Below are 13,392 nucleotides of genomic sequence, written 5' to 3'. Positions count from 1 at the left end.
CCCAGCCGGCCCCTGGACTGCCTACGCTGGCGCCATGGCAGTAGACGTACGCAATCCCGGCCCGGAGTACCTCGCCTTCTGGCGCGAGTCCCATCTGTGCACCCTCACGACGCCCCGCCCGGACGGCACCCCGCACGTGGTCCCGGTGTGCGTGACGTACGACCCCGAGGCCGGCCTCGCCCGCATCATCACCAACAAGAACAGCCGCAAGGTCGCCAACATCCTGGCCGCGGGCCCGGACGGCGCCCGCGTCGCGGCCTGCCAGGTGCACCGGGCCCGCTGGGCGACCCTGGAGGGCGTCGCCAGGGTGCGTACGGAGCAGGACAGGGTCGAGACGGCGGTACGCCGCCACATGGAGCGCTACGCGCGCACGCCCTCGCCCAACCCGGACCGCGTCGCCATCGAGATCAGCCTGGACCGGGCGCTCGGCCACGGCTGACCGCGCACGTCGTCAGCTGCCGCCCCCCGCCCAGGGCCGGCGCGGCGGCACGGGCGGCGGCGCCATGGGCGTGGGTGCCTGCGCCTGGACCGGGAGGGAGGCCGCGGCCTCCTCCTCGATCTGCGGGAGACCGTGCGGGAAGACCGGTCCGACGGCGACCGTGCGTCCGTCGACGGCGGCGTACATGCCCTCCCGGGCGGCGGCGTGCAGCGCCTCCCGCAGGGCGCGCGGCGGCTCGGTCCGCATCATGACCTTCTCCATGTCGGTGCCGCCGAGGCCCCGGACGAAGTCGGAGACGAACTGCCCGACGAGCTCGGTGCCGCGCCGGTTGCGCCACATCACCCAGCCCAGATAGAGGCTGGTGCCGTAGGCGAACACCGAGAGGTACGCGACGTAACTCCCGTCCTGGAGCACCATCCGATGGGTCACCCGGGAGTGCTCGCCCCCGCCGCGGATACGGCGGAACACCGGCACCACCGGCAGCCGGCGCTCCTGCACGACCCTCGCGATCTCGGCGTACGCGGATTCGGCGTGCGTCGCCCGGCCGGCCAGCAGCACCCGCCACTCCCCGACCGGTTCGGCGATCCTCGACGCCAGGAAGACCGCGACGAAGGCGATCATGGCGATCTGCAGGCCGATGCCCATGATCCCGAGGCCGCTCCGCGGATCGCCGGCCAGGGTGATGAGCCCGGCGAAGCCGAAGAGGAGAAGCACGCCGAACGCCACGGCGGCGGCCCTCAGCAGCACCGCCAGAAAAGCCTTCCCGTTCACCGAGTCGTCGAAGGAGACCTCCACCTCGCGGTGGAGCAACGTCTTGTCGAGGTAGGCGGCATCGCCGTCACCTCCGCGCCGGCCGGGCTGTTTGTCGACCTTGTGTCCGCTCATGAATGACCCTTGTGGTGGAAGGGCGGAGCATGGAGGACCGTGTCCCCTACCCACACAGAGGCGAATTTCGACACCTTCTGTGCCGCTCCGACCGGAATGTCTCCGGGAGAAGCACAACGGCGCCACCGTGTTCAGGTCACGGTGGCGCCGTTGTGTGGGGGAGTGTCTGAGCGACGTGGAACGACGGGGGATCGCTCAGGCACTGCGGGGGGTGGCGGAGATGGTTTCGGGCTCGAACAGCTGGTGGTCACGCTGAGCGAGGTTCACAAAGATCATGTCGTACCGGATGGCGCACCGCACGGGCTGCGGCGCTCCGCGCGGCTTGCGGAGGCACCGGTAGGCGCGGAGTTCACCGTCGTCCTCACGGGCGACGACGACCGGGTCACCGAACAGAGTGACCATCAACGAATCACCACGGTGGGGGAGTGCCGTGACGAGGTCGATGAAATGCCACCCTGAGCGATAGGCGGTTGCCATCTCACGCCGGAAGGTCCGGTCGTCCGGCGGCGTGGTCATGTCAGGCGCTCACGCGGTCGGAAACGTGTGCCCAACTGATCTCACCAGCCGCCTTCGGCGTCTGGGCAAACCAGCTGATCTCACCGGGTGAGCTCGCAGCCTCGACGCTCCAGCTGATCTCGCCGGGCCCGGCTGCCGCCTCGGCGCTCCAGCTGATCTCATCGCCGCTCGCCAGGACGGCAAAGCCCATTGCCGCGACGAATGAGACGGCAAGCGCCGAGCGAAGCATTCGCTTATACATAGTCGGCTTCGTCCTCACTTGTGGATTCTTCTCCCCCGCACCTAAGACGATGTCTCACCTGGGCACACGAACACCACCGAGTCGATGCATCATGTTCCTGCATGTTCAGGAACCTGGGGGGTGTAGATATGGCAACAAACGAGGCAGAAGAGACACATCGTCACGGGATCACCGAACTGTGCGCCGACGGAGCACACCTCTACGCCAGCGCGCTGCGTTCAGGGCGCATATCCCGAGCCGAAGTCGCTCCAGCCCCCTGTCTGATGGACTTCGCCCTCCTGCATCCGGATCCTGACGACCCCGACTGGCTGCGCCCTCTTCCGCCATCCGCCGCACTCGCGCAGCGACTCCACCCCATCGAGCGCGAAATCCAGGAACGCCGACGCCGGTCCCTCGAACTGGCCGAATCATTCGAACCGTTCATGGACATCAGCGCACAGGATCCCCCCATCACCCATGCAATCACCGTGCTGGAGGGGAAGCATCGCATCAACGCCGCACTGGACCTGGCCACCGCTGAATGCCGCACCGAGGTCCTCACCGTCCAGCCGGGAGGAGATCGCGGTGAGGACCGCCTGCGGGAAGGCCTGGAGCGCGGACTACTGGTGGTGGACCGGGGAGTCGGGATGCGCACCCTGTACCAGCACACCGTCCGGCACAGCCAGGGCACCCTCGCCTACGCGGAACGCATGGCCGAGGGCAAAGTGGAGATCCGGACGCTCGAAGAACTCATCGCGCGCCTGATCGTCTTCGACCGCACCGTAGCGTTCATTCCTGCCAGCAACGACGACCAGATAGCCCTCGAACTGCGCCATCCCGGACTGGTCGAGTATTTGATCACCGTGTTCGAGCAGCTCTGGAATCGCGCATCGCCCCTGCTGGGCGCGCTGCCGTACAACCCGGCTCCCAAGGGCATCAGCGGCGTCCAGCGCTCCATCGCCCAACTTCTCGTCGAGGGCCATGTGGACGATTCGATAGCCCGCCGGCTCGGCATGAACGTCCGCACCTGCCGAGCTCACGTCGCCAAGCTGTCCGGCGTGCTGGGCAGCACCAGCCGCGCCCAACTCGGCTACCTGATAGCCCGGTCAGGAATCCTTGATCAGGACTCCTGACCGGGAACGGCCCCAGCAGATCCCCACCCCCGGGCCGCAGGCGCGGCCACGCAACGGGGGAGAAGCGTGGCCGCGCCCTTCTGATCCGCCGGGGGAGTTCCCGGCTCCCCCGACAGGTCCACACTGGCCCCAGGGCTACGCTTCCACCACCGTCATCTTGATGCACTGCCAAAAGTGGGGGGGCACGAATGGGCAGGGATGAGGACACACCGGTGCATGCGCACGGGACCCGCCACCTGTGCGACGCGGCCGTCACGGTGTACACCGAAGCCCTCCGCGCAGGCCGAATACCCCGGTCAGCACTGCAGCCCGCACCGTGCCTGCTCGAGTTGGCACTCGTGCACCCGGACCCCCAGGACGACGAATGGATCCGGCCGGTGCCGCCGTCCGCGGCCCTCGCCCACCTGCTGCAGCCCGTCATACGGGAGATTCACGAGCGCATCAGGCTCTCCGCCGCGCTCGCGGACTCGCTGGCTCCCCTGGCTTCTGTCGCCAGCACCGATCCCAACCTCTCCATCACCGTCCTCGAAGGCATCCCGCTGATCGAGACGGCCATCCAGAACGCCCTGGAAGATGCGCAGGAGGAAATCCTCACCCTGCAGCCGGGGAGCAGCCGCCCGGCCGAACAACTCAGGAAGGCGCTGGCACGCGCCTTGTCCACGGTCGACCGCGGCGCCACCCTGCGCCACATATACCAGCACCCGGCGCGCTACAGCCCGGAGCTCAAGACCTATCTGGCCGAGGTGCCACCCGGTCATATCCAGGTCCGCACCATCGAGCAGACCGTCGAACGGCTCTTCATCTTCGACCGCACCGTGGCCTTCATCCCCGCCAACCCCAGGCGCGACGTGGCCCTGGAGATCCGTCACCCGGCGCTCGTCCGATACCTGATCCAGGTGTACGAGGTCCTGTGGGCCGAGGCCACCCCACTCACCGAACCGCTGCAGCCGCCTCCTCCGGGCGCCGCCGTCACCGCGGTCCAGCTCAGCATCGCGCGCCTCCTCGTCGAGGGTCACACCGATCAGGTGGTGGCCCGCAAACTCGGCATCAGCGTCCGCACCTGCCGTACCCACATCGCCAAACTCATGCAGACCTTCAAAGCCACCAGCCGGACCCAACTGGGTGCCCTCCTCGCCCAGTCCGGATTCGCCGATCGCACTCCGGCATGACGGTGGCGCCTCCGCACGAGCACAGCGACCGCGCCGTGTGCGACGCGGCGATGAGCCTCTACTCCGAGGCATGGGCCACCGGCCGCGTCTCCCGGACCGCCGCCACGCCGCTGCCCTGCCTCAGCGAGAACGCACTCCTCGTACCCGATCCGCTCGACAGCCGCTTTCTGCGCCCCGTGCCGCCGTCAGCAGCCCTCGCGCACCTGCTGCACCCCATCGCCCAAGGGCTCCTGGATCAGGTACGGGCCTCCGACCACCTGGTCAAGGCCCTGGCCCCGCTGGTCTCCTTCGACCACCGCGTACCTCACCTCGCCATCACCGTGCTCAAGGGCCGCTCGACAGTCCAGGCGTCCATCAACGAATCAGCGCGCGACGTGCGTGACGAGATCCTCACCCTTCAGCCCGGCAGCACCCGGTCACGAGAGGATCTTCAACTGGCCCTGTCAGGCACGCTGCCCACAGTGGAGCGAGGCGTTCAGGTGCGGCACATCTACCAGCACTCCGCGCGCTACAGCCCGGCCCTCAAGGCGTACGTGGGACAGCTGCCGAGCGGCCTCCTCCAGGTCCGCACCATGGAACAGGCCATCGAAGTCCTCATGATCTTCGACCGCACGGTCGCCTACCTCCCCGCCGAACCCGACCGCAGCGTCGCCCTGGAGATCCGCCACCCCGCGCTGGTCACCTTCCTCGCCCGGATGTACGAAACACTCTGGGCCCAGGCCACCCCCTTCGCCCAGCAGCTCCCCACCGCCCTGCCCGGCACCCCCGTCACCGCCGTCCAGCACAGCATCGCCCGCCTCCTGACCGAGGGAAACCAGGACGAGGCCGTCGCCCGCACACTCGGCATCAGCGTCCGCACCTGCCGCGCCCACATCTCCAAGCTCATGCAGACCCTCGGCGCCACCAGCCGCACCCACCTCGGCGCGCTCCTCGTCCACTCCGGCATCGCCGAGCCCGCGGCGCCGCGCACGACGGAGGAGCCCGCCACCCCCGGCGTTCCGGGGTGACGGGCTCCTCGTCAAGACTCCGCGTACGGGCTTCCCGGGCAGGGAATCCCGTACGGAAGCGCAGTCCTTCAGTCCTTCGGCCGCTTCGGCCGCCAGACCACCAACGCGCTGGTCTGCTGCACGTCCTGATACGGCACCAGGTCGCGCCGGTACGAGGCGTGCACCTGGGCCTCGCGCTGCTGCATGGCCACCGCCGCCCCGTCCACGGCCGCCGAGAGCTCGGCGACGCGCTGCTGGAGCGCTGCGACCTGGTTCTCCAGTTCGATGATGCGCTTGATGCCGGCCAGGTTGATGCCCTCGTCCTGCGACAGCTGCTGCACGGTGCGCAGCAGCTCGATGTCACGGGCCGAGTAGCGCCGTCCGCGTCCGGCCGTACGGTCGGGCGAGACGAGGCCGAGGCGGTCGTACTGGCGCAGCGTCTGCGGATGCAGGCCCGAGAGCTGGGCCGCGATCGAGATCACGTACACCGGGGATTCATCGGTGAGTTCGTACGGATTGCGTCGTCGGCCGTCCACCTCAAGCTCCCTTCGCTGCCTGGAACAGCTCCGCCCGCGGGTCCTGGTCCGCGGTCGCCTTCCGGTAGGCCTCCAACGCGTCCCGGGCGTCGGTGCCCAGGTCCGTGGGGACCGTCACCTCGACGGTGACCAGCAGGTCGCCGCGGGTGCCGTCCTTACGGACCGCGCCCTTGCCCCGGGCCCGCATGGTGCGCCCGCCCGGCGTACCGGCCGGAAGCTTCAGGGTGACGGGCGGCCCGCCGAGCGTGGGGACCTTCACCTCACCGCCGAGCGCCGCCTCCGTGAAGGTGACGGGCACGGTGACCGTGAGGTTGTCGCCCTTGCGGCCGAAGACCGGGTGGGCGTCGACGTGGACGACGACGTAGAGGTCGCCGGCCGGTCCGCCGCGCTCGCCCGGGGCTCCCTTGCCGCGCAGCCGGATCCGCTGGCCGTCGAGGACGCCCGCCGGGATCCTGACCTGCATGGTGCGGGAGGACTTCGCCCGGCCGCTGCCCTTGCAGACCTCGCAGGGGTCCTGGGCGATGAGGCCCCGGCCCTTGCAGTCCACGCAGGGATCGGTGAGCGAGAAGCCGCCGCCGCTGCCGCGCGAGACCTGGCCGGTGCCGACGCAGGTCGGGCAGACCCTGGGGGTGCCGTTCTTGTCGCCGGTGCCGGAGCACGCCTTGCAGGGCGCCTGGCTGGACATCCGCAGCGGGACCGTGGCCCCGTCGACCGCCTCGGTGAAGCTGAGCGTCACCTCGGACTCGATGTCCTGACCGCGGCGCGGCTGCACCCGGGTGCCGGTGGTGCCGCCCCGGTTGAAGAGGCCGCCGAAGACATCTCCCAGGCCGCCGCCGCCGAAACCGCCGGCGCCGCCCTGCTGGCCCCCGCCCGGGGCACCTCCGAAGAGGTCCCCCAGGTCGAAGTTGAAGTTGCCCTGGGCGCCGCCGGGTCCGGCGCGGAAGCCACCGTTGCCGAAGAGGGCGCGCGCCTCGTCGTACTCCTTGCGCTTCTTGGTGTCACCGAGGATGTCGTTCGCCTCGGAGATCTCCTTGAAGCGCTCCTCCGCCTTGTCGTCGCCCTTGTTGGCGTCCGGATGGAACTCGCGGGCGAGCTTCCGGTACGCCTTCTTGATCTCGGCGTCCGTGGCGTCCTTCGGGACGCCGAGAACCTTGTAGTAGTCCTTCTCGACGAAGTCCTTCGTACTCATCGACGTCCCTCCTTCCGGACGCCCGGCCGGGTGGCCGGGTGGTGTGCTGCCAAGTGGTCGGACGGGATGTCAGACCTCCTCGCCGCCACCGCTCTCCTCGTCGTCTGCCTTCTCTTCCTTCGCGGCCGCGGGGGTCGCCCCCGGCTGGGGTTCGGCCACCGCCACCCGCGCGGGGCGGATGGTGCGCTCGCCGATCCGGTACCCGGGCTGCAGGATCGCCACGCAGGTCGTCTCCGTGACGTCCGGCGCGTACGAGTGCATCAGGGCCTCGTGGATCGTCGGGTCGAAGGGCTCGCCCTCCTTGCCGAACTGCTGAAGTCCGAGCTTGGCGACGACCGTCTCCAGCGATTCGGCCACCGACTTGAACCCGCCCACGAGCTCACCGTGCTCACGGGCCCGGCCGACGTCGTCGAGCACGGGCAGGAGCTCGGACAGGAGACCCGCGACGGCGATCTCCTTGACCGTGACCCGGTCCCGCTCCACGCGGCGGCGGTAGTTCTGGTACTCGGCCTGGAGCCGCTGGAGGTCGCCCGTGCGCTCGGAGAGCGCGGTGCGGACCTGGTCCAGCTGAGCGGTCAGTGCCGTCGTCCGGTTCGCGTCCGTCTGGTTCGCGTCCCCGGCCGGGGCCGCCGCCTCCTCCGAAGAGGGGGTGGCGGCCTTCGGCTCGGCGTCGTCAGGGGTGGCGCCGGAGGGGACGTCGGGCTTCTCCTCGAAGCCCGGAGTCTCCTCGGTCACGCCGCACCGCCCTTGGAGTCCTTCTCGTCGTCGACGATCTCGGCGTCGACGACATCGTCCTGGGCGTCGCCCTGCGCCTGCTCGGCACCCGGCTGCGCGTCGCCCTGCGGGCCGCCCTCGGCCTGGGCGTTGGCGTACATCGCCTGGCCCAGCTTCTGGGAGACGGCCGCAACCTTCTCGGTGGCCGTGCGGATCTCGGCGGTGTCCTCGCCCTTGAGCTTCTCCTTCAGCTCGGTGAGCGCGGTCTCCACCTCCGTCTTCACGTCACCGGGGACCTTGTCCTCGTTGTCCTTGAGGAACTTCTCCGTCTGGTAGACGAGCTGCTCACCCTGGTTGCGGGACTCGGCGGCCTCGCGACGGCGGTGGTCCTCGTCCGCGTACTGCTCGGCCTCTTCGCGCATCCGGTTGACCTCGTCCTTCGGCAGCGAGGAGCCACCGGTGACGGTCATCTTCTGCTCCTTGCCGGTGCCGAGGTCCTTGGCAGCGACGTGCATGATGCCGTTGGCGTCGATGTCGAACGCGACCTCGATCTGCGGCACACCGCGCGGGGCCGGCGGCAGACCGGTCAGCTCGAACATCCCGAGCTTCTTGTTGTACGCCGCGATCTCGCGCTCGCCCTGGTAGACCTGGATCTGCACGGACGGCTGGTTGTCCTCGGCCGTCGTGAAGATCTCGGAACGCTTGGTCGGGATCGTGGTGTTGCGCTCGATGAGCTTGGTCATGATCCCTCCCTTGGTCTCGATACCGAGGGACAGCGGGGTGACGTCGAGGAGCAGGACGTCCTTGACCTCGCCCTTGAGGACACCGGCCTGGAGCGAGGCGCCGATGGCGACGACCTCGTCCGGGTTCACACCCTTGTTGGCGTCCTGGCCGCCCGTGAGCTCCTTGACGAGCTCGGCGACGGCCGGCATACGGGTCGAGCCACCGACGAGAACGACGTGGTCGATCTCGGAGAGCTGGATGCCCGCGTCCTTGATGACGTTCTGGAACGGGTTCTTGCAGCGGTCCAGGAGGTCAGCGGTGAGCTGCTGGAACTGCGAGCGCGTGAGCTTCTCGTCCAGGTGCAGCGGGCCCTCGGCCGACGCCGTGATGTACGGCAGGTTGATCGAGGTCTCCGTCGAGGACGACAGCTCGATCTTCGCCTTCTCCGCGGCCTCGCGGAGACGCTGGAGAGCCATCTTGTCCTTGGACAGGTCCACGCCGTGCCCGTTGGCGAACTGCTTCACCAGGTAGTCGACGACGCGCTGGTCCCAGTCGTCACCACCGAGGTGGTTGTCGCCGTTGGTGGCCTTCACCTCGACGACGCCGTCGCCGATCTCCAGGAGGGACACGTCGAAGGTGCCGCCACCGAGGTCGAAGACGAGGATCGTCTGGTCGTCCTTGTCGAGCCCGTACGCCAGCGCGGCGGCCGTCGGCTCGTTGACGATACGCAGGACGTTCAGGCCCGCGATCTCGCCGGCCTCCTTCGTCGCCTGACGCTCGGAGTCGTTGAAGTACGCCGGGACGGTGATGACCGCGTCGGCCACCTTCTCGCCCAGGTACGCCTCGGCGTCACGCTTGAGCTTCTGCAGGATGAAGGCGCTCATCTGCTGCGGGTTGAAGCTCTTGCCGTCGATCTCGATCTTCCAGTCAGTGCCCATGTGGCGCTTGACCGAACGGATCGTCCTGTCGACGTTCGTCACTGCCTGGCGCTTGGCGACCTCGCCGACCAGAACCTCGCCGTTCTTCGCGAAGGCGACGACGGACGGCGTGGTCCTGGCGCCTTCGGCGTTGGTGATGACGGTGGGCTCGCCGCCTTCGAGAACGCTGACGACGGAGTTAGTCGTGCCCAGGTCGATGCCGACCGCACGTGCCATTTCAATTCCTCCAACTGACTACTTGAGTGGATCTGACTCAAGGATGCATGACACCCGCCCCGGAGTCAACAGACCTGAGTCGAGCCGACTCAACTATCGTGCACACACCTGTCGCCACCAGCGAGAACACCGCCATTCGTGAGGGCGGACACAGTTCGCATACGGTCGATGAGCGGCAAATCGACCCTGCGTACGGGCGACACCTGCCCAGCCCCACGGGTCACACGCCCCTCCTCATCATCGCCTCATGGGATCGTTCTGTCACAAAATGCCGTGAGCCACACAAAACGCGCATGTTCCACCGGCGCATGTTCCACCGGCACACGACCCCCGGCAGACGACCCACCGGCTCCAGTCGGCCGACCCAGGCAGGTGCGCACCATGCAGACGCAATGGCAAGGGCAGACTCACGGACCCCGGCGGCGACCGAGGCCCACGGGCCGCGGCCGGCAGCCGACGCGGCCACCCCGCCTCCCGGCCGCGCGGAGCGCCCTGCGGGCCCTGACCGCGACACCCCTGCCCCGCCCCACCGCGAAACGCGCCCTGGACCTGGCACTCGGCTCGGCCCTCCTGATCCTGGCCGCCCCCCTGCTCGCCGCAGCCGCCCTGACGCTCGCCGCCCAGCGCGGCTCCGGAGGCGTACTGACGCGCTCGACCCGGCTGGGGGCGGACGGCAGGCCCTTCGTCCTGCGGTCGCTGCGCACCCGGCGGCTCCGGCTGCACGTGATCTCCCGGCTCCCCCACGTCGTACGGGGCGAGCTCTCCCTCGTCGGCCCGGCCCCGCTCACGCCGGGCGACGTGCGTGGCCGCCCGGCCGGTGCGAGAGACTGGCGGCGGGAACTGAAGCCCGGCCTGACCGGCCTGGCCCAGATCCGCCACCGCTCGGCCCTGCCGTGGGACGAGCCTGACCTCCTCGACCAGCACTACGCCGAGCACCACCGGCCGGGCCTGGACCTGGCGATCCTCGCGGAGGCCGTCGGTGCACCCCTGTACCGGGCGGCCCGGAGCCTCGCCGGGCGCGGCAAGGCAGACCTGAGCGACACAGATCACCGCCGGCCCGGCTACAGGACGGCGGAATAAGTGGATAGTGTCAGCACAGACTGATTAAGTTACTGCTTAGTAATCGCATAGCCATCACCTGAGTAATCAGCGAACATCGCTGGATCCCACCCTCGCAGGCCCGAGGAGCCCCCAAATGCAACTCGCCGCGATCATCGTGTCGCTGGTGCTGACCGTCGTCGGCGTTGCGCTCATCGCCCGAGCGGTCGCGCAGATCTACCGGTTCGTCCGCCTCGGACAGCCGGTACCGGCAGGCAGCCGCACCGACGACCCCAAGCAGCGCACGATCACCCTGGTCAAGGAGTTCCTCGGCCACACCCGGATGAACCGGTGGGGCATCGTGGGCTTCGCGCACTGGTTCGTCGCGATCGGCTTCCTGACACTGCCGCCGACGCTGCTCCAGGCGTACGGACAGCTCTTCAAGGCCGACTGGGTGCTGCCGATCATCGGTGAATGGCTGCCGTTCGAGCTCTACATCGAGTTCATCGGCCTGATGACGACGGTCGGCATCCTCGTGCTGATCGCCATCCGGCTGCTGAACCTCCCCTCCCGGGCCGGCCGCAAGTCGCGGTTCGCGGGGTCCAAGGCCTGGCAGGCGTACTTCGTCGAGTACGTCATCCTCGTCATCGGCCTGGCGATCCTGACCCTGCGCGGCCTCGAGGGCGCGATCCACCACGTCGACGGCTACGAGGCCGCGTACTTCGTCTCGTACCCGCTGGTCCTCGCCTTCAAGGGACTCGCGCTCGGCACGCTGCAGAACCTCATCTACTTCACCGCGATGGTCAAGATCGGCGTCTCGCTGATCTGGATGATCACGGTCTCGCTCAACACCAACATGGGTGTCGCCTGGCACCGCTTCCTCGGCTTCCCGAACATCTGGTTCAAGCGGAACGCCGACGGCGAGGTCGCGCTGGGAGCACTCCAGCCGATGACCTCTGGCGGCCAGGAGATTGACTGGGAGGACCCGGCCGAGGACGCCGTCTTCGGTGTCTCCCAGGTCGAGCAGTTCTCCTGGAAGGGCATCCTCGACTTCTCCACGTGTACGGAGTGCGGCCGCTGCCAGTCGCAGTGCCCCGCCTGGAACACCGGCAAGCCGCTCTCCCCGAAGCTCCTGATCATGTCCCTGCGCGACCACGCGCACGCCAAGGCCCCGTACCTGCTGGCCGGCGGCGGCAAGGACATGGAGGGCAACGAGAAGGCGACGGAGGAGCAGCTCAAGGACGTCCCCGCGGCCGCTCTCGCCGAGGCCGAGCGCCCGCTGATCGGCACGGTCGAGGAGAACGGCGTCATCGACCCGGACGTCCTCTGGTCCTGCACCACCTGCGGTGCGTGCGTGGAACAGTGCCCGGTCGACATCGAGCACATCGACCACATCGTCGACATGCGCCGCTACCAGGTGATGATCGAGTCCGCGTTCCCGTCCGAGGCGGGCACGATGCTCAAGAACCTGGAGAAGAAGGGCAACCCCTGGGGGCTCGCCAAGAAGCAGCGCGTCGAGTGGACCAAGGAGGTCGACTTCGAGGTCCCCATCGTCGGCAAGGACGTCGAGGACCTCACCGAGGTCGACTACCTCTACTGGGTCGGCTGCGCCGGCGCCCTGGAGGACCGCGCGAAGAAGACCACCAAGGCCTTCGCGGAGCTCCTCCACATCGCGGGCGTCAAGTTCGCGATCATGGGCGGCGACGAGAAGTGCACGGGTGACTCGGCCCGCCGCCTGGGCAACGAGCCGCTGTTCCAGCAGCTCGGCCAGGAGAACGTCGCGATGCTGAACATGGCGTTCGGCGAGGACGACGAGGACGACTCGACGAAGAAGGCGAAGGCGACGAAGAAGATCGTCGCCACCTGCCCGCACTGCTTCAACACCATCGCGAACGAGTACCCGCAGCTCGGCGGCGAGTACGAGGTCATCCACCACACTCAGCTGCTCCAGCACCTGGTGGACGAGGGCAAGCTGATCCCGGTGACGCCGGTCGAGGGTCTGATCACGTACCACGACCCCTGCTACCTGGGCCGTCACAACAAGATCTACACGCCCCCGCGCGAGATCATCGCGAAGGTTCCGGGTCTGCGGAACGAGGAGATGCACCGCCACAAGGAGCGCGGCTTCTGCTGCGGCGCCGGTGGTGCCCGGATGTGGATGGAGGAGCGGATCGGCAAGCGCATCAACAACGAGCGCGTCGACGAAGCCCTCTCCCTCAACCCGGACATCGTCTCCACCGCCTGCCCGTTCTGCCTCGTCATGCTGACCGACTCGGTCAACGGCAAGAAGAACGACGGCAAGGCGAAGGAGTCGATCCAGGTGGTCGACGTGTCGCAGCTGCTGCTCGACTCCGTGAAGACCCCGGCCGACCCCGCGGGCGAGCCGGAAACGGCGGACGCGCCGGAGCCGGAACCGGTGAAGTAACGGGTAACCGTTACCGCGCCACCGCGTTGCACAAGCGGCCGGACCTGCCTCGGGGGCAGGACCGGCCGCTTCTGCTTTACGGCTCCGGTGGCGCATGATGTGGGGCGGCCGGGACGGAAGAGACGGCCCGGACGGCCACGACGTACGAGGTATTCCTGCGGGGATACGTATTCGGAGGTATCCCGTGCGGATACGTATCGCAAGGGCGACAGCGGGAGCGGCGACGCGCACCGGCCGGACAGCCGGCAGCGCGGCAACCACACCA

At 68.6% G+C, this 13,392-nt stretch carries 13 protein-coding genes; 6 read left to right on the top strand and 7 right to left on the bottom strand.

Annotation, left to right across the window (positions count from 1 at the left end; genetic code table 11):
- Positions 1-34: 34 nt before the first annotated feature.
- Complete coding sequence (locus tag OG959_RS20120; protein WP_326660343.1) at positions 35-439, top strand: pyridoxamine 5'-phosphate oxidase family protein; 405 nt, start codon at positions 35-37, stop codon at positions 437-439.
- Between the two features lie 12 nt (positions 440-451).
- Here OG959_RS20120 and OG959_RS20115 read toward each other — a convergent pair whose 3' ends face one another.
- The 3 genes from OG959_RS20115 to OG959_RS20105 all read right to left on the bottom strand — a co-directional run bounded on the left by OG959_RS20115 (position 452) and on the right by OG959_RS20105 (position 2,099).
- Positions 452-1,324 (bottom strand): hypothetical protein, encoded by an 873-nt coding sequence (locus tag OG959_RS20115; protein WP_326660341.1) that lies wholly within the window; start codon positions 1,322-1,324, stop codon positions 452-454.
- 195 nt (positions 1,325-1,519) lie between these two features.
- Positions 1,520-1,840 carry a (2Fe-2S)-binding protein gene (locus OG959_RS20110; RefSeq protein ID WP_136326604.1) on the bottom strand — a complete coding sequence of 107 codons (321 nt, stop codon included), beginning with the start codon at positions 1,838-1,840 and terminating at the stop codon, positions 1,520-1,522.
- 1 nt (position 1,841) lies between these two features.
- On the bottom strand, positions 1,842-2,099 hold the full coding sequence (locus OG959_RS20105) for a hypothetical protein (RefSeq protein WP_326660337.1): 258 nt from the start codon (positions 2,097-2,099) through the stop codon (positions 1,842-1,844).
- A gap of 83 nt (positions 2,100-2,182) precedes the next feature.
- Between OG959_RS20105 and OG959_RS20100 the strand changes: the two genes are divergently transcribed.
- From OG959_RS20100 to OG959_RS20090, 3 genes are all read left to right on the top strand, one after another.
- A complete protein-coding gene (locus OG959_RS20100; protein ID WP_326660336.1) occupies positions 2,183-3,193 on the top strand; it encodes a helix-turn-helix transcriptional regulator in 1,011 nt (336 codons plus the stop codon).
- A gap of 188 nt (positions 3,194-3,381) precedes the next feature.
- A complete protein-coding gene (locus OG959_RS20095; RefSeq protein WP_326660335.1) occupies positions 3,382-4,362 on the top strand; it encodes a helix-turn-helix transcriptional regulator in 981 nt (326 codons plus the stop codon).
- A complete protein-coding gene (locus OG959_RS20090) occupies positions 4,359-5,369 on the top strand; it encodes a helix-turn-helix transcriptional regulator (RefSeq protein WP_326660333.1) in 1,011 nt (336 codons plus the stop codon). The genes OG959_RS20095 and OG959_RS20090 overlap by 4 nt, the downstream gene beginning before the upstream one ends.
- Before the next feature lie 68 nt (positions 5,370-5,437).
- Here OG959_RS20090 and OG959_RS20085 read toward each other — a convergent pair whose 3' ends face one another.
- The 4 genes from OG959_RS20085 to dnaK form a co-directional block, all read right to left on the bottom strand.
- Positions 5,438-5,884, bottom strand: a complete 447-nt coding sequence (locus OG959_RS20085; protein WP_093899393.1) for a heat shock protein transcriptional repressor HspR — start codon at positions 5,882-5,884, stop codon at positions 5,438-5,440.
- A 1-nt stretch (position 5,885) separates the two neighbouring features.
- Complete coding sequence (gene dnaJ, locus OG959_RS20080; RefSeq protein ID WP_326660330.1) at positions 5,886-7,073, bottom strand: molecular chaperone DnaJ; 1,188 nt, start codon at positions 7,071-7,073, stop codon at positions 5,886-5,888.
- Positions 7,074-7,142: 69 nt separating this feature from the next.
- Positions 7,143-7,808 carry a nucleotide exchange factor GrpE gene (gene grpE / locus OG959_RS20075; protein WP_326660328.1) on the bottom strand — a complete coding sequence of 222 codons (666 nt, stop codon included), beginning with the start codon at positions 7,806-7,808 and terminating at the stop codon, positions 7,143-7,145.
- Positions 7,805-9,664 (bottom strand): molecular chaperone DnaK, encoded by a 1,860-nt coding sequence (gene dnaK, locus OG959_RS20070; protein ID WP_326660326.1) that lies wholly within the window; start codon positions 9,662-9,664, stop codon positions 7,805-7,807. The genes grpE and dnaK overlap by 4 nt, the downstream gene beginning before the upstream one ends.
- Positions 9,665-10,045: 381 nt before the next feature.
- On the opposite strand from dnaK, the gene OG959_RS20065 reads away from it, so the two are divergent.
- Together OG959_RS20065 and OG959_RS20060 are read left to right on the top strand one after the other, a co-directional pair.
- Positions 10,046-10,744, top strand: a complete 699-nt coding sequence (locus tag OG959_RS20065) for a sugar transferase (protein ID WP_326660324.1) — start codon at positions 10,046-10,048, stop codon at positions 10,742-10,744.
- 115 nt (positions 10,745-10,859) lie between these two features.
- Positions 10,860-13,127, top strand: a complete 2,268-nt coding sequence (locus OG959_RS20060; protein WP_326660322.1) for a (Fe-S)-binding protein — start codon at positions 10,860-10,862, stop codon at positions 13,125-13,127.
- The last annotated feature ends 265 nt before the right edge of the window (positions 13,128-13,392 follow it).

The sequence above is a fragment of the Streptomyces sp. NBC_00385 genome (assembly GCF_035917155.1).
GTDB classification, from domain to species: Bacteria; Actinomycetota; Actinomycetes; order Streptomycetales; family Streptomycetaceae; genus Streptomyces; species Streptomyces poriferorum.
This window is presented reverse-complemented; position numbering and strand designations above follow the sequence as displayed.